This window comes from Streptomyces sp. RerS4 (assembly GCF_023515955.1).
Taxonomy (GTDB): domain Bacteria; phylum Actinomycetota; class Actinomycetes; order Streptomycetales; family Streptomycetaceae; genus Streptomyces.
This window is the reverse complement of sequence record NZ_CP097322.1, coordinates 2137039-2152176: the sequence shown is the minus strand read 5'-3', so window position 1 is coordinate 2152176 and position 15138 is coordinate 2137039. Positions and strand designations below refer to the sequence as shown.

The 15138-nt window shown below is 72.9% G+C and carries 15 protein-coding genes; 11 read left to right on the top strand and 4 right to left on the bottom strand.

Going from position 1 to position 15138, the window contains the following annotated elements; all coding sequences use genetic code 11:
- The first annotated feature begins 215 nt into the window (after nucleotides 1–215).
- Nucleotides 216–1358: a glycosyltransferase family 4 protein gene (locus M4D82_RS09880; protein ID WP_249765680.1), complete on the top strand. Its 1143-nt coding sequence runs from the start codon at nucleotides 216–218 to the stop codon at nucleotides 1356–1358.
- Nucleotides 1359–1548: 190 nt separating this feature from the next.
- On the top strand, nucleotides 1549–3165 hold the full coding sequence (locus tag M4D82_RS09875) for a GMC oxidoreductase (protein ID WP_249765679.1): 1617 nt from the start codon (nucleotides 1549–1551) through the stop codon (nucleotides 3163–3165).
- 13 nt (nucleotides 3166–3178) lie between these two features.
- Here M4D82_RS09875 and M4D82_RS09870 read toward each other — a convergent pair whose 3' ends face one another.
- Complete coding sequence (locus tag M4D82_RS09870; protein ID WP_249765678.1) at nucleotides 3179–4975, bottom strand: AMP-dependent synthetase/ligase; 1797 nt, start codon at nucleotides 4973–4975, stop codon at nucleotides 3179–3181.
- Between the two features lie 309 nt (nucleotides 4976–5284).
- Here M4D82_RS09870 and M4D82_RS09865 point away from each other — a divergent pair, with 309 nt between their 5' ends.
- From M4D82_RS09865 to M4D82_RS09840, 6 genes are all read left to right on the top strand, one after another.
- Nucleotides 5285–6067 carry a metallophosphoesterase family protein gene (locus M4D82_RS09865; protein ID WP_249765677.1) on the top strand — a complete coding sequence of 261 codons (783 nt, stop codon included), beginning with the start codon at nucleotides 5285–5287 and terminating at the stop codon, nucleotides 6065–6067.
- 156 nt (nucleotides 6068–6223) lie between these two features.
- Nucleotides 6224–6661, top strand: coding sequence for an SRPBCC family protein (locus tag M4D82_RS09860; RefSeq protein WP_249765676.1), 438 nt, complete (start codon nucleotides 6224–6226; stop codon nucleotides 6659–6661).
- 242 nt (nucleotides 6662–6903) lie between these two features.
- On the top strand, nucleotides 6904–8046 hold the full coding sequence (locus M4D82_RS09855) for an ArsA family ATPase (RefSeq protein WP_249765675.1): 1143 nt from the start codon (nucleotides 6904–6906) through the stop codon (nucleotides 8044–8046).
- 98 nt (nucleotides 8047–8144) lie between these two features.
- On the top strand, nucleotides 8145–8642 hold the full coding sequence (locus M4D82_RS09850; protein ID WP_249765674.1) for a DUF5304 domain-containing protein: 498 nt from the start codon (nucleotides 8145–8147) through the stop codon (nucleotides 8640–8642).
- 61 nt (nucleotides 8643–8703) lie between these two features.
- A complete protein-coding gene (locus tag M4D82_RS09845; protein ID WP_249765673.1) occupies nucleotides 8704–9645 on the top strand; it encodes an ROK family glucokinase in 942 nt (313 codons plus the stop codon).
- A gap of 68 nt (nucleotides 9646–9713) precedes the next feature.
- Nucleotides 9714–10463: an endonuclease/exonuclease/phosphatase family protein gene (locus tag M4D82_RS09840; protein ID WP_249765672.1), complete on the top strand. Its 750-nt coding sequence runs from the start codon at nucleotides 9714–9716 to the stop codon at nucleotides 10461–10463.
- On the opposite strand, the gene M4D82_RS09835 is transcribed toward M4D82_RS09840, so the two are convergent.
- The 3 genes from M4D82_RS09835 to M4D82_RS09825 all read right to left on the bottom strand — a co-directional run bounded on the left by M4D82_RS09835 (nucleotide 10460) and on the right by M4D82_RS09825 (nucleotide 12217).
- Nucleotides 10460–10816: a hypothetical protein gene (locus M4D82_RS09835; protein WP_249765671.1), complete on the bottom strand. Its 357-nt coding sequence runs from the start codon at nucleotides 10814–10816 to the stop codon at nucleotides 10460–10462. The genes M4D82_RS09840 and M4D82_RS09835 overlap by 4 nt on opposite strands.
- 77 nt (nucleotides 10817–10893) lie before the next feature.
- Entirely contained in the window at nucleotides 10894–11445 is a 552-nt protein-coding gene (locus M4D82_RS09830) for a hypothetical protein (RefSeq protein WP_249765670.1), read from the bottom strand.
- Entirely contained in the window at nucleotides 11438–12217 is a 780-nt protein-coding gene (locus M4D82_RS09825; RefSeq protein ID WP_249765669.1) for an alpha/beta hydrolase, read from the bottom strand. Before M4D82_RS09825 ends, M4D82_RS09830 begins: the two co-directional genes overlap by 8 nt.
- 152 nt (nucleotides 12218–12369) lie before the next feature.
- Between M4D82_RS09825 and M4D82_RS09820 the strand changes: the two genes are divergently transcribed.
- The 3 genes from M4D82_RS09820 to M4D82_RS09810 are packed head-to-tail and all read left to right on the top strand — an operon-like array spanning nucleotide 12370 to nucleotide 15044.
- Nucleotides 12370–13137 (top strand): lysophospholipid acyltransferase family protein, encoded by a 768-nt coding sequence (locus tag M4D82_RS09820; protein WP_249765668.1) that lies wholly within the window; start codon nucleotides 12370–12372, stop codon nucleotides 13135–13137.
- 27 nt (nucleotides 13138–13164) lie between these two features.
- The gene (macS, locus tag M4D82_RS09815) at nucleotides 13165–14376 is read left to right on the top strand and encodes a MacS family sensor histidine kinase (protein WP_249765667.1); all 1212 of its coding nucleotides are present in this window, start codon (nucleotides 13165–13167) and stop codon (nucleotides 14374–14376) included.
- Nucleotides 14377–14399: 23 nt separating this feature from the next.
- Nucleotides 14400–15044, top strand: coding sequence for a response regulator (locus tag M4D82_RS09810; protein ID WP_249771651.1), 645 nt, complete (start codon nucleotides 14400–14402; stop codon nucleotides 15042–15044).
- Nucleotides 15045–15138: the final 94 nt, after the last annotated feature.

The window sequence follows — 15138 nt, the reverse complement described above, 5'->3', positions numbered from 1 at the left end:
GATCCGCCGGACACCCCCTAGGGGCGTCGGCAAAGGAGCGTCGGCCGCCCGCCGGCCCGGGGCACCTCCCAGCGGCAGCTGGGGAGGTCTCCCCAGGCCCGCAGGGCCGAGGGACGCTGCGCGGCGAGGAGCCGTGCGAGGCGTTGCCGGCACCCGGCCCCTGGTCCGCCGGTCAGGGCTCGGACCGCTCCGGCGCGTCCGGTACGTTGGCCGGGATGCACAAGACGCTGATCGTGACCAACGACTTCCCGCCGCGCCCGGGGGGTATCCAGGCCTTCCTGCACAACATGGCGCTGCGCCTCGACCCCGACCGGGTCGTCGTCTACGCCTCCACCTGGAAGCACAGCGCGGAGGGCCGCGCCGCCACCGCCGCCTTCGACGCCGAGCAGCCCTTCACCGTGGTCCGCGACCGGACGACGATGCTGCTGCCGACCCCCCGCGTGACCCGCCGGGCGGTGTCGCTGCTGCGCGAACACGGCTGCGAGTCCGTGTGGTTCGGCGCGGCCGCCCCGCTGGGCCTGATGGGGCCCGCGCTGCGTCGGGCGGGCGCGCGTCGGCTGGTCGCGACGACCCACGGGCACGAGGCGGGCTGGGCGCAGCTGCCGGCGGCGCGGCAGTTGCTGCGGCGGATCGGCGAGGGCACCGACACCCTGACGTACCTGGGCGAGTACACCCGCTCGCGGATCGCCTCGGCGCTCACGGACCGGGCGGCCGCCCGCATGACGCAACTGCCGCCCGGCGTCGACGAGAAGACCTTCCACCCCGATTCGGGCGGCGCGCAGGTCCGGGAGCAGCTCGGGCTGAGCGACCGGCCCGTGGTGGTGTGCGTCTCGCGCCTGGTCCCGCGCAAGGGGCAGGACACCCTCATCGAGGCCATGCCCCGCATCCTGGCCGCCGTACCGGACGCGGTCCTGCTGATCGTGGGCGGCGGGCCCTACGAGAACGACCTGCGGGCGCTGGCCGAGTCGACCGGCGTCGCGGACTCGGTGGTCTTCACCGGAGCGGTGCCGTGGGAGGAACTGCCCGCCCACTACGGCGCCGGCGACGTCTTCGCCATGCCCTGCCGGACCCGGCGCGGCGGCCTGGACGTGGAGGGGCTCGGGATCGTCTACCTGGAGGCCTCCGCCACCGGCCTGCCCGTGGTGGCCGGCGACTCCGGCGGCGCCCCCGACGCGGTGCTCGACGGGGAGACCGGCTGGGTGGTCCGGGGCGGCGCCCCCGACGAGGCCGCCGAGCGCATCGTCGCCCTGCTCCGCGACCCGGAACTGCGCGCCCGCATGGGGGCCCGGGGCCGCGCCTGGGTCGAGGAGAAGTGGCGCTGGGACCTGCTGGCCGACCGGCTGCGCGAGCTGCTGTAGGCGACCGACGAGAACGCGGCGGGGCCGGTGGCCCCGCGGGCACGGCTTCGGCGGCCGGAGGGCGCGTACGGGGGCTCGTACGGGCCCCGTACGCCCGGCGCGGCGCGGCATGCGCCATGTCCGACTGTGCCTGACATGAATGGCGCCACCCCCTCTGGCCGGTTCGCGCGGACGCGCCCATGATGCCGCCATGACACCCAACCTGACACGCCGTCACTTCCTCGGCGTCACCGCGCTCCAGACCGCCGCGGCGCTCGGCTTCACCCGGATCGGGCTGTCCTCGGCCGCCGCGGCCGAACCCCCGGCCGCCCACTACGCCCCCGCGATCGTCGTCGGCTCCGGCTACGGCTCGGCCGTCGCCGCGCTGCGCCTCGGGCAGGCGGGGGTGCGTACGGTCGTCCTGGAGATGGGGCGGCTGTGGGACGGCCCCGGACCCGACGGCAAGGTCTTCCCCGCCACCTCCGCGCCCGACCATCGCTCCATGTGGTTCCGCACCCGCACCGAGGCCCCGCTCGCCCAGTTCCTCTGGCTCGACGTGGTCAACCGCGACATCAGCCCCTATCCCGGGGTCCTGGACCGGGTGAACCACGGCGACATGTCCGTCTACGTCGGCCGGGGCGTCGGCGGTGGCTCCCTGGTCAACGGCGGCATGGCCCCGACCCCGCGCCGCTCGTACTTCTCCGAGGTGCTGCCCCGGGTGGACGCCGACGAGATGTACGCCACCTTCTTCCCGCGCGCCCGCGCGATGCTCGGCGTCAACGACATCGACCCGGCCTGGTTCGAGTCCACGGAGTGGTACCGCTTCGCCCGCGTCTCGCGCAAACACGCGCACCACACCGGCCTGAAGACCACCTTCGTGCCCAACGTCTACGACTTCGACCACATGAAGCGCGAGGCCGCCGGCACCGCCACGAGGTCCGCGCTGGCCGGAGAGGTCATCTACGGCAACAACCACGGCAAGAAGAGCCTCGACAAGACCTACCTGGCCGCCGCCCTCGGCACCGGCAACGTCACCATCGAGACAATGCAGCGGGTGGTCGGCGTACGACCCGATCCGGCGGGCGGCTACGTGGTCACCGTGCGCACCAGCGACCTGAGCGGCAAGGTCACCCAGGTCCGTGAACTGGGCTGCCGGCAGCTCTTCCTCGGCGCCGGCAGCCTCGGCACCTCGGAGATCCTGCTGCGCGCCCGCGAGACCGGCACGCTGCCGGCGCTGAGCGAGAGGGTCGGGCTGAACTGGGGCCCCAACGGCAACGTCATGACCGCCCGCGCCAACCACCTGTGGGACACCGTCGGCGCGAACCAGGCCACCATGCCGGCCCTTGGCATCGACGACTGGGACAACGCCGCCAACCCGGTGTTCGCCGAGATCGCGCCGCTGCCCATGGGTTTCGAGCACTGGATCTCGCTGTACCTGGCCATCACCAGGAACCCGGAGCGCGGGTACTTCACCTACGACGCCGCCACCGACTCCGCGCGCCTGCGCTGGAGCCGGAGCCAGAACGCGCCGGCCGTCCAGGCGGCCAAGAACCTCTTCGACCGGATCAACCGGCGCAACGTCACGATCTACCGCTACGACCTGTTCGGCGAGAACAAGCCCTTCGCCGACAACTTCACCTACCACCCGCTGGGTGGCTGCGTCCTGGGCGAGGCCACCGACCTCTACGGGCGGGCCAAGGGCTACCAGGGGCTGTACGTGGTCGACGGCTCCCTGGTGCCCGGCTCGCTCGGCGTGAACCCGTTCGTGACGATCACGGCCCTCGCCGAGCGGAACATGCAGCGGATCCTCGCCGAGGACCCGCGCTGAGGACCGACACCTCCTAGCCCCGGTACAGGGCCTCGATCTCGTCCGCGAAGTCCTTCGCCACCACGTTGCGCTTGAGCTTCAGCGACGGCGTGATGTGCCCGGACTCCTCCGTGAACTGGGAGCCCAGAATGCGGAACTTCCGCACCGATTCCGCCTTCGACACCGCCGCGTTGCCGTCGTCGACGGCCTTCTGGACGGCGGCGATCAGATCCGCGTCCTCGCGCAGCTCCGCCGCCGTCACCCCGGCCGGCTTGCCGTTCTCCGCGGCCCACCGGCCGAGGAACTCCTCGTCGATGGTGACCAGCGCCGCCACGAAGGGGCGAGCGTCACCGACCACCATGCACTCGCCGACCAGGGCGTGCGCGCGGATGCGGTCCTCGATCACCGCGGGGGCGACGTTCTTGCCGCCCGCCGTGACGATGAGTTCCTTCTTGCGGCCGGTGATCGCGAGGAAGCCGTCCTCGTCCAGGGTGCCGACGTCGCCGGTGTGGAACCAGCCGTCCGTCAGCGCCTCGGCCGTGGCCGTCTCGTTCTTCCAGTACTCCTTGAAGACGTGCTCGCCGTGCAGCAGCACCTCGCCGTCGTCGGCGATGCGCACCACGGAGCCGGGCAGCGGCTGGCCGACCGTACCGATCTTCTGCTTGTCCCACGGGTTGAAGGCCGTGGCCGCGCAGGACTCGGTGAGGCCGTAGCCCTCCAGCACCGTGAAGCCGATGCCGCGGAAGAAGTGGCCGAGCCGCTCGCCGAGCGGGGCACCGCCGGAGATGGCGTACTCGCCCCGACCGCCGAGGACCGCGTGCAGCTTGCCGTAGACCAGCTTCGAGAACAGCTTGTGCTTGAGCTTCAGGCCGAAGGACGGACCGCCCGGGGTGTCGAGCGCCCGGCTGTAGGCGATCGCCGTCTCGGCGGCGGCGTCGAAGATCTTGCCCTTGCCGTCGGCCTGCGCCTTGGCGCGCGCCGAGTTGTAGACCTTCTCGAAGACGCGCGGCACGCCGAGGATCAGCGTGGGCCGGAAGGACTGCAGCTCGTCGGTGAGGTTCTTGATGTCCGGTACGCAGCCCAGCCGGATCGGCGCCAGCACCGCCGCGACCTCCACCAGCCGGCCGAAGACGTGCGCGGCCGGGAGGAACAGCAGGACGGAGCACTCGCCGGTGCGGAAGAGGGGGCTCAGGCGCTCGACGACGTTGCCGCACTCGGCGAAGAAGTTGCGGTGGGTCAGCACGCAGCCCTTGGGGCGGCCGGTGGTGCCCGAGGTGTAGACGATGGTGGCCGGGTCGTCGGCGCTCGCGAGGGCGCTGCGCGCGTCCACCTCGGCGTCCGTGACGGAGGCGCCGGCCGCCTTGAGCGTGCCCAGCGCGTCCCGCTCGATCTCCCAGACCTCGCGCAGCTCCGGCAGGCGGTCGCGCAGGGTGGCCACGTTCGCGCTGTGCGCCGGGCTCTCCACGACGACCGCGACGGCCCCGGAGTCACCGAGGATCCACTGGATCTGCTCGGGGGAGCTGGTCTCGTAGACGGGGACGGTGACCGCGCCCGCGCTCCAGATCGCGAAGTCGAACAGGACCCACTCGTAGCGGGTGCGGGAGATCAGCGCGACGCGGTCGCCGGGCTGGACACCGGAGGCGATCAGGCCCTTCGCGGCGGCCCGCACCTCGGCGAGGAACTCGGTGGCCGTCACGTCCTGCCACCGGCCGTCGACCTTGCGGGCCATGACGGCGGTGTCGGGATGCTGGGCGGCGTTGCGGCGGATGAGATCCGTCAGGTTCCCGTCCGAAGGGACCTCGTACAGGGCCGGAAGGCTGAACTCGCGCAAGACTGCTGCTCCTCTGGGCGCCATCGCCACCGTGTGGACCGACCGGACGTTACCCACCGGTAGTGGGTTCCGGATAGAGGGAACCGGCCAGATGTTCCGTGCGTCACATTCTGTACATCGTCAGACATTGCCCAAGTCATCACCGAGGCGCGCGGAACCCGGAACGACGCTGCCGACACTAGTCGACCCGCCGTCCGACTCGGAAGTAACCGCAGGTCCGGCCGCCTGTACGGGCACCCGCCGGTCACGCCCCGGGCCACTCGACCGGTGCTCTACCCGTCCGCGCCGCGCCCCCCTAGGGTGGCGGGCATGGGTGGCAGCACGATGCGTACGCGGGTCCACGTCGTCAGCGACGTCCACGGCAACACCGAGGCGCTCGCCCGCGCCGGCGACGGCGCCGACGCGCTGATCTGCCTCGGTGACCTGGTGCTTTTCCTCGACTACGCCGACCACTCGCGCGGCATCTTCCCCGACCTCTTCGGCGTCGAGAACGCCGACCGGATCGTCGCCCTGCGCACCGCGCGCCGCTTCGGCGAGGCGCGTGAATTCGGCCGCCGGCTGTGGGACGGGCTGGACAGGGAGCGCCTGATCGAGGAAGCGGTACGCCGCCAGTACGCGCAGATGTTCGCCGCCTTCCCCAGCCCCACGTACGCCACCTACGGCAACGTCGACATTCCGGTCCTGTGGCAGGAGTACGCCGGACCGGGCACCACCGTCCTCGACGGGCAGCGGGTGGAGATCGGGGGCCGGGTCTTCGGCTTCGTCGGCGGCGGCCTGCCCTCGCCCATGCGCACCCCGTACGAGGTGGACGAGGAGGAGTACGCCGCCAAGGTGGAGGCCCTGGGCGAGGTCGACGTACTGTGCTCGCACATCCCGCCCGAGGTTCCGGAACTCTGCTACGACACGGTCGCGCGCCGCTTCGAGCGGGGCAGCGAGGCCCTGCTCGCCGCCATCCGTCGCACGAAACCGCGCTACGCCCTGTTCGGACACGTCCACCAGCCGCTCGCGCGCCGCGTCCGGATCGGCGGCACGGAATGCGTGAACGTCGGGCACTTCGCGGCGACGGGACGGCCGTGGGCGTTGGAGTGGTGAGCTGAGCCGTCAGCGGGGCCGTCAGCGTGCCCTCGACGCCCGGTGGATCTTGGCGGGAGGCGCCGGCGTGGCCGCACTCGCACGCACGGTAGCCTGCACGCGGCGGCCGGAGGCCGCCCGCACACTTGTCGAATGCCCCCCGGAGGAGCGACCGCGATGGCGGAACACACCAGCTCGAGCATCACGATCGAGGCCGCGCCGGCCGACGTCATGGCCGTGATCGCCGACTTCGCCCGCTACCCCGAGTGGACCGGCGAGGTGAAGGAGGCCGAGGTGCTGTCCACCGGCGCCGACGGCCGCGCCGAGAAGGTACGCCTGCTCCTGGACGCCGGCGCGATCAAGGACGACCACACGCTGGCCTACACCTGGACGGGCACGGACGAGGTCAGCTGGACGCTGGACAAGTCCCAGATGCTGCGCCAGCTCGACGGCTCCTACCGCCTGGCCCCCCTGGCCGGCGGCCGCACCGAGGTCACCTACCAGCTCACCGTGGACGTCAAGATCCCGATGCTGGGCATGATCAAGCGCAAGGCGGAAAAGGTCATCATCGACCGCGCCCTGGCCGGCCTGAAGAAGCGAGTCGAGTCGGCCTGACGAAGCTCGGCAAAATCCACCCCCGCCGGGCCCCGGCGTCTCCTCTGCCGGCACTTGCCGGCGGAGCCCGGCAAAATCCAGCCCCGCCCGGGGATCCCCCCGGACGAAGTCTGGGGGAGATTGAGGCGCGGGGTCTGCGGCGGAGCCCCGGGAAGCGGCGCAGCACCCGCCTACCCCGCCCCGCCGGCGAGGCGCGGGGGTCCGGGCCGAGCCCGAACAACACCCTGATCCGGAGCACCCGCATGCCGCACACCCTCCTCGTCACCGGCCCCGGCGGCGCGGGACGGACCACCGTCGCCGCCGCCACCGCCCTCGCGGCGGCCCACGCCGGCCGACGGGTGCTCCTGCTGTCCGCCGACGACCTCCCCGACCTCGCCCCCACCCCGGGCCTGCGCACCACCCGCGTCGACTCCGGCACGGAGTTCCGCGAGGAGCTCGCCGCCCTCCAGGAACGCGGCTCCGCCCTCATCGGCATGCTCGGCGGTCAGCCCCTCGGGGCCGAGGAACTCACCGAACTGCCCGGCGCCGAACAGTTCTCCCTGCTCCGCGCCCTGCACCGGGCCGCCGGCTCCCCCGACACGGACCTCGTGGTCGTGGACATGCCCCCGCTGCACCAGGCCCTCACCACCCTCGCCCTCCCCGCGCAGCTGCGCCGCTACCTCGCCCGGCTGCTGCCCGCCGAACGGCAGGCGGCCCGCGCCCTGAGGCCCGTACTCGCCCAGCTCGCGGGGGTGCCGATGCCCGCGCAGTGGCTCTACGAGACCGCCGCCCGCTGGGACGAGGAGCTCGCCGCCGTCCAGGCCGTCGTAGAGGCCGACACCACCCGGGTCCGACTCGTCGTCGAGCCGGGACCCGCCGCCGACAAGGCACTGCGGGCCGGCCGGCTCGGGCTCGCCCTGCACCGGCTCGACGTCGAGGCCCTGGTGGGCAACCGCCTCGCCCCGACCGGCTCCTCCGACCCCTGGACGGCCGGGATCGCCGCCCAGCAGGACGCCTCGCTCGCGCGCTGGACCCCCGCCTTCCCCGTGGCCCGCCTCCCGCACCTCGGCCACGACCTCCAGGGCCCCGACGACGCCGACGCCCTCGCCAAGGCCGACGGCCTGGTCCCGGGCCCGGCCGCGACCCGCTCCCGCTGGGCCGTCGAGGACCGGCTCGCCGAGGACGGAGTGCTGGTCTGGGTGATCCCGCTGCCCGGCGCCCGCAAGAGCGAGCTGGACCTCGTACGGCGCGGCGACGAGCTCCTGCTCACGGTCGGCCCCTACCGCAGGACCGTTTCCCTGCCCTCGGCGCTGCGCCGCTGCGCCGTCTCCGGCGCCGCCCTCGCCGCCGACGAGCTGCGCATACGCTTCACCCCGGACCCGGGGCTGTGGCCCCGGACCGCCTGACGCCGCCCTCCCCCCGGGCCGGCACCACTGAAACCCGTACCACCGTTCGGGTAAGGTCGAAGACGGCCGCACCGAACGCCCCGCAAGGAGAATCCGCGATGAGCGAGGCCACCGACCGTCCCACCGGCCGCGCCGCCGACGACGACGCCTGGGCGCGGGCCTGCGCCGAGGACCTCGCCGCCGAGAAGGAACGCCGCCGGGGCGGACAGCAGGACCGGGGAGCCGGCACGGGCAGCGCCGCCGAGGAGCTGTTCAAGCTCTTCGAGGCCGTCGCCGAGAAGGTCTCCTCCCTGAACACCCCCCTCAACAACCCGCTCCTCGGCGCCGCCGCCCAGGACGCCGTACGCCAGTTCGTCAACCAGGCGAAGAGCGCCGCCCAGCCCGTCGTCGAGCGCAACCCCGAGGTCTTCGGCCACCTCGCCGCCGCCGGCTCCGAACTGCTGGCCGCCTACCGCTCCGCCGTCGAAGGTCACGAGCGCCGCTGGACCAGCGACCGGCCGCCGACTCCCCGCAGGTCCGAGCCCCGCGCCGACGACGGCGGCGACGGCCCGGACGACCCCGGGACGGGCCCGGCCGAGCGGATCGATCTCGACTGATCCTCCGTCGGCCTCGGGTACGGTTGGCCGTGGCGGGGCTTGACCGGAAACCGAGGGACTAATGGGACTCACCATCGGCGTCGACATCGGCGGCACGAAGATCGCGGCCGGCGTGGTCGACGAAGAGGGCACCATCCTTGAGACGTACAAGGTGCCCACCCCGCCGACCGCGGACGGCGTGACGGAGGCGATCTGCGCCGCCGTCTCCGAGGTCAGCAGCAACCACACCATCGACGCCGTCGGCATCGGCGCCGCCGGCTACGTGGACGACAAGCGGGCGACGGTGCTCTTCGCGCCGAACATCAACTGGCGCCACGAGCCGCTCAAGGACAAGGTCGAGCAGCGCATCGGCCTGCCCGTCGTCGTGGAGAACGACGCGAACTGCGCGGCCTGGGGCGAGTACCGCTTCGGTGCCGGCCAGGGCCACGAGGACGTCATCTGCATCACCCTCGGCACCGGCCTCGGCGGCGGCATCATCATCGGCAACAAACTGCGCCGCGGCCGCTTCGGCGTCGCCGCCGAATTCGGCCACATCCGGGTCGTCCCCGACGGCCTGCTGTGCGGCTGCGGCAGCCAGGGCTGCTGGGAGCAGTACGCCTCCGGGCGCGCCCTCGTCCGCTACGCGAAGCAGCGCGCCAACGCGACGCCCGAGAACGCGACGATCCTCCTCGGGCTCGGCGACGGCACCCCCGACGGCATCGAGGGCAAGCACATCAGCGCCGCGGCGCGCGCCGGTGACCTGGTGGCCATCGACGCCTTCCGCGAGCTGGCCCGCTGGGCGGGCGCCGGCCTCGCGGACCTGGCGTCCCTCTTCGACCCGTCGGCGTTCATCGTCGGCGGCGGGGTCTCCGACGAGGGCGACCTGGTCCTCGACCCGATCCGCAAGTCCTTCAAGCGCTGGCTGGTCGGCGGCGCGTGGCGCCCGCACGCGCAGGTGCTGGCCGCGCAGCTCGGCGGCAAGGCCGGACTCGTCGGCGCGGCGGACCTGGCCCGCCAGGGCTGATTTCCGCTTTCCCGGCCGCCCGTCGCGCCCCCTGGGGGAGCGGCGGGCGGCCGCATATGTTGCGGGGCATGCGCATACTGCCGAACTCCCGCACGGAGCCCGACGGTTCAGCCGTGATCCGGGCCCTCAGCTACAACATCCGCTCGCTGCGCGACGACGAGGAGGCGCTGGCGAGGGTGATCCGCGCGTGCGCGCCCGACCTGGTGTTCATCCAGGAGGCCCCGCGCTTCTTCCGCTGGCGCAAGCACGCGGCCCGGCTGGCGGCGAAGACGGACCTGGTGGTGCTGAGCGGCGGCGCCACGGCAGCGGGCCCGCTGCTGCTGTGCTCGCTACGCGCCTTCGTGGAACGCACCGAGGACGTCCTGCTCCCGCTGCGCCCCGGGCTCCACCGGCGCGGCTTCGCCACGGCCGTGGTCCGCTTCGGCGCGGCGCGGGTCGGCGCGATCAGCGCGCACCTGTCACTGGACCGCACGGAGCGGCTCGCCCAGGCGGAGCGGCTGCTGGAAAAGGCGGCGGCGCTGGACGCGCCGTACGCGATCGTCGCGGCCGACGTGAACGAGCCTTCGGGCGGCCCGGCGTTCACCCGCCTCTCCTCCACCCTCCAGGACTGCTGGACGGTGTCCCCGTGGGGCGGCGCCGACACCTTCCCGGCGGTGGCCCCGTCGGCCCGGATCGACGCGGTGTTCGCCTCGCCAGGCGTCGAAGTCCTGACCTGCGGCGTCCCCACGGCCCTCCCGGGCCTGTCCCCCGCGGACCTCCACACCGCCACCGACCACCTCCCGGTCCTGGCCACCCTCCGCCTCCCGGCGCCGACCTAGGCCGTGTCTTGTGGATCATGCCGGGCTCCCGACGCCCGTGACCGTTTCGGGTCCACCCGGCTCGCAGCCCAGGCCAGGGTTTTCGGTACGTACGCCGGATTCTCCGCGGCCGTGCCGATGCAGCCGCCGCTGACCGGGGCGATCGCTGCCGGCGTGCCCGGGAGCTCGACGGCGAGTTTGAAGGACATGTCCGCGCCGTTGGAGATGCCGGTGGCGTAGATGCGCCGAGGGTCGGCCTTCCACGTGTCGACCAGGCAGGGCCGGAACGGAGGCTCCGGATCGGAGGCGCGCTCGGGGTGTCGTCGCCCGGGAAGCAGGGCGGCCCGCAGTGGGCCGGCCCCGTGCACCGGCATCCCACGACGGGCCCCGGCCATGGCCCCGGACCCCGCCCGGCGGGTCGACGGACGGAGTCCGGGGCGTTGGGAAAGGCTCATACCACCGCGCCGCGGCCCGGGTCGTCGTCGTCTTCGTCGTCGTGGGACATGCGGGCGATCAGGGTGGCGAAGCCGCCCAGGAAGCCGCCGATGCCCAGGGTGGTCAGCCACCAGGTCATGTCCCACTGCAACAGCACCGCCAGCAACAGCAGCACCGGACCACCCACCACCGCGAGCCACGCGAACTTCGCCGTCGTGTCCGCAGGCGGCAGCTCCGGCTCCGGCGGGACGAAGTGGCCCTCGTCCGCCGAGGTCAGGTCCTCGTCCTTCGGCTCCGCGAGGGAGTGGTCGCGCGGGCCCGCCACGGGTCCGTCCACGCCCACGCCCGGGGCGAACACCACCGAGCTGCCCAGGGCGGGCGGTGCCGGCGGAGTCGGCGGCTCCGGCTTCACGTCCTCCTCGGGCAGCATCAGGTTCTCGATCGGCCGGAACGGCCTCGACCCCGGCGGGTCCGGCGGCTCCTGCCCGTACCCGGCGACGATCGCGGCCCACGCCGCCTCCTCGTCCAGCGGGGGAACGCCCCCGGACGGCTCCTCCTGCTCAGCCACCGCTGGCCGCCCCCTCCCTGCCGACGCTCTGTGCGAGCCGCCCGACGAACGCAAAACTGTCCGCGAAGATCCGCTCCGCGTCATAGTCCAACGTCGCGACGTGGTAGCTCTGTTCCAACAGGGTCTCGGTGACGTCCGTCGAGGACACCCGGGCCAGGATCCGCGCCGAGTCGACCGGCGGAACGACGTGGTCCTGCGGGCTGTGCAGCAGCAGCAGCGGCTGCGTCACCTGCGGCAGCTCCGCGTCCACGACCTGCAACAACTTCACCAGCGCATGCGCGGCCCGCGTCGGGACCCGGTCGTAGCCGACCTCCGCCGACCCCGGCTTCGCGATGTCGCTGGCGATGCCCGGCGTCGACCGGACGAAGTGCTTGGCCACCGGAAGGGCGAAGGCCAGCGGGTCGTGCACCTTGTTGGCCGGGTTGACGAGCACGATGCCGCTGATCGCGTCCCCGTGCTTGGCCGCCAGCCGCAGCGTCAGCGCGCCGCCCATCGACAGCCCGAAGACGAACACCTGCTCGCACCGGTCCAGCAGCTCCCGCAGCGCGCGGTCGACCTCCGCGTACCAGTCCTGCCAGCCGGTGAGCTGCATGTCCTGCCAGCGCGTCCCGTGTCCGGGCAGCAGCGGGAGGGACACCGTCAGGCCCTGCTCGGCGAGGTAGTCGGCCCACGGGCGCAGGGACTGCGGGGAACCGGTGAAGCCGTGGCAGAGGAGGACGCCGACGTCTCCGCCCTCGTGGCGGAACGGCTCGGCTCCAGGGAGGACGGGCACCAGGGTCTCCTTAGAGGGGCGGGGGGTGGGGGGTGCGTTGCTCTGTGTGACTTCACCGTACGCGACGGGGGTGGTACCGACCAGGGTCGTCGGCCGCTCCGGGCGGAGCCAGGGGATATGGTCTGTTCGACAGACACAGGAAGGCTTTCGAGTTGATCTACGGCGCAATGAAGTTCTCCATCGGCGGGTCCCTGAAGCTCGCCTTCAGGCCGTGGGTGGAGGGCCTCGAAAACATTCCCGCGGAGGGGCCGGCGATCCTCGCGAGCAACCACCTGTCCTTCTCGGACTCCTTCTTCCTGCCGGCCGTGCTGGACCGGAAGGTGACCTTCATCGCGAAGGCCGAGTACTTCACCTCCCCCGGGGTCAAGGGCAAGCTGACGGCCGCCTTCTTCAAGGGCGTCGGCCAGCTCCCGGTGGACCGCTCCGGCGCGCGCGGCGCCGGCGAGGCCGCCATCAAGAGCGGTATCGACGTCATCGAGCGCGGGGAGCTCTTCGGCATCTACCCCGAGGGGACCCGTTCGCCCGACGGTCGGCTCTACCGCGGCAAGCCCGGCGGGCTGGCCCGGGTGGCGCTCGCCACCGGCGCCCCGGTGATCCCCGTCGCGATGATCGACACCGAGAAGATCCAGCCGCCCGGCAAGGTGGTCCCGAAGCTGATGCGTCCGGGCATCCGGATCGGCAAGCCGCTGGACTTCAGCCGCTACCAGGGCATGGAGGGTGACCGCTTCATCCTCCGCTCGGTGACCGACGAGGTCATGTACGAGATCATGAAGCTTTCCGGCCAGGAGTACGTGGACATCTACGCCACGGCCGCCAAACGCCAGATCGCCGACGCGGAGAAGGCGGAGAAGGCGGCGAAGGCCAAGGCCGAGAAGGCCGACAAGGTGGAGAAGGCAGAGAAGGCGGAGCCGACCGAGTAGGACGGGCCGCGCGCGGGGGTGGGGGAGATGGCGAAGCGCGAGCGCGTCGTACGCATGTCGGTGGAGCAACCGCTGTGGCGGGCCCTGACGGTCTACCGACTGCTCACCATGGTCTACGCGGTACTCCTCTTCGCTTTCGCGTACCGCCGCTTCGACCACCCCTGGACGGCCGCCGGCTACCTGGCCGTACTCGCCGTCTGGACCCTCGCCACCCACCGCAGGGTGGCGAACGCCGCGAGCTGCACGAAGGGGTTCCTCGGCGCCGACCTCACCGTCGCCGTCGTCGGCATCCTGCTCACCCCGCTCGCGGACACCCAGGAGCGGATCGCCGCCGGCGGCCCCACCCTCCCCACCATCTGGACGGCCGGCTCGGTCCTCGCCTTCGCCCTCAAGGGCGGCTGGCGCTGGGCCGGCTTCGCCTCGACGTTCGTGGCCGCCGCCAACCTCGTCGTCCACGGCGGCGACCCGACCCGCGACACCCTGCACAACGTCCTGCTGGTCTGGGTCGCCTCCATCGCCATCGGCTACGTCGTCGAGGTCGCCCGCGCCAGTGAGGCGACCCTCGCCCGCGCCCTGGAGATCGAGGCCGCCACCCGCGAACGCGAACGCCTCGCCCGCGACATCCACGACGGGGTCCTCCAGGTCCTCGCCATGGTCCAGCGGCGCGGCACCGAACTGGGCGGCGAGGCCGCCGAACTCGGCCGGATGGCAGGGGAACAGGAGGTGGCGCTGCGCACGCTGGTCTCCAGCGGCCTGGTGCACCCCTCGCGGGTCTCGCGCGACGAGTCGCTCGGCGCGCTGGTGGACAGCTACGAGGTGGAGGAGCCCGGCGCCGACGAGGGCGAGTTGGACCTACGGTCCCTCCTTGCCCCGCACGCCGGCTCGCGGGTGAGCTTCGCCGAACCGGGCACGCCCGTACCGCTGCCGGTGCCCGCCGCGCGGGAGTTGGCGGCGGCGGTCGGGGCGGCGTTGGACAACGTGCGCAAGCACGCCGGGGAGGGCGCCCGTGCCTGGATCCTGGTCGAGGACTGGGGCGACGAGGTGATCGTGACCGTACGCGACGACGGTCCCGGCATCCCGGCCGGGCGGCTGGACCAGGCGGAGGGGGAGGGGCGCATGGGCGTGGCCCTGTCCATCCGCGGCCGGCTGCGTGACCTCGGCGGCACCGCCGAGCTGGTGTCCGTCCCCGGACAGGGCACCGAAGTGGAACTGAAAGTACCGAGGGGGAGAACCCAGTGACCGAGCCGCACGAGATCAAGGTGATGGTGGTCGACGACCACCCGATGTGGCGGGACGCGGTGGCCCGCGACCTGGCCGCCGCCGGCTTCGACGTGGTGGCCACGGCCGGGGACGGCCCGGAGGCGGTCCGCCGGGCCCGCGCCGCCGCCCCGCGGGTCCTGGTCCTCGACCTGAACCTGCCCGGCATGCCCGGCGTGCAGGTCTGCAAGGAGCTGGTCGGCGCCGACCCGACGCTGAGGGTGCTCGTCCTGTCGGCCAGCGGGGAGCACGCCGACGTCCTGGAGGCGGTGAAGTCCGGCGCCACCGGCTACCTGCTGAAGTCGGCCGGCGCCGAGGAACTGATCGACGCGGTCCGCCGCACCGCCGCCGGCGACCCGGTGTTCACCCCGGGCCTGGCCGGTCTCGTCCTCGGCGAGTACCGCCGGCTGGCCGGCGACCCGACGCCCGCCGCCCCCGACGAGCCGAAGGCCCCCCGGCTGACCGACCGCGAGACCGAGGTGCTGCGGCTGGTGGCCAAGGGGCTCTCGTACAAGCAGATCGCGGAGCGCCTGGTCATCTCGCACCGCACGGTGCAGAACCACGTGCAGAACACGCTCGGCAAACTCCAGCTGCACAACCGGGTGGAGCTCGTCCGGTACGCCATAGAGCGGGGCCTCGACGACGCGTAGCGCCGAGGGCGCGCCGGCCCCGACCGCGCATGGCCTCGTACGAGTGAACGCGTGAAAGCAACACCTCGCGGTTCCACCGGAATTGGCTACTTCA

What these genes read in the sequence shown, in the direction of transcription:
- M4D82_RS09880 (WP_249765680.1), top strand. Translation starts at nt 216, where the DNA reads ATGCACAAGACGCTGATCGTGACCAACGACTTCCCGCCGCGCCCGGGG.
- M4D82_RS09875 (WP_249765679.1), top strand. Translation starts at nt 1,549, where the DNA reads ATGACACCCAACCTGACACGCCGTCACTTCCTCGGCGTCACCGCGCTC.
- M4D82_RS09865 (WP_249765677.1), top strand. Translation starts at nt 5,285, where the DNA reads ATGGGTGGCAGCACGATGCGTACGCGGGTCCACGTCGTCAGCGACGTC.
- M4D82_RS09860 (WP_249765676.1), top strand. Translation starts at nt 6,224, where the DNA reads ATGGCGGAACACACCAGCTCGAGCATCACGATCGAGGCCGCGCCGGCC.
- M4D82_RS09855 (WP_249765675.1), top strand. Translation starts at nt 6,904, where the DNA reads ATGCCGCACACCCTCCTCGTCACCGGCCCCGGCGGCGCGGGACGGACC.
- M4D82_RS09850 (WP_249765674.1), top strand. Translation starts at nt 8,145, where the DNA reads ATGAGCGAGGCCACCGACCGTCCCACCGGCCGCGCCGCCGACGACGAC.
- M4D82_RS09845 (WP_249765673.1), top strand. Translation starts at nt 8,704, where the DNA reads ATGGGACTCACCATCGGCGTCGACATCGGCGGCACGAAGATCGCGGCC.
- M4D82_RS09840 (WP_249765672.1), top strand. Translation starts at nt 9,714, where the DNA reads ATGCGCATACTGCCGAACTCCCGCACGGAGCCCGACGGTTCAGCCGTG.
- M4D82_RS09835 (WP_249765671.1), bottom strand. Translation starts at nt 10,816, where the DNA reads ATGCCGGTGCACGGGGCCGGCCCACTGCGGGCCGCCCTGCTTCCCGGG.
- macS (WP_249765667.1), top strand. Translation starts at nt 13,165, where the DNA reads ATGGCGAAGCGCGAGCGCGTCGTACGCATGTCGGTGGAGCAACCGCTG.
- M4D82_RS09810 (WP_249771651.1), top strand. Translation starts at nt 14,400, where the DNA reads ATGGTGGTCGACGACCACCCGATGTGGCGGGACGCGGTGGCCCGCGAC.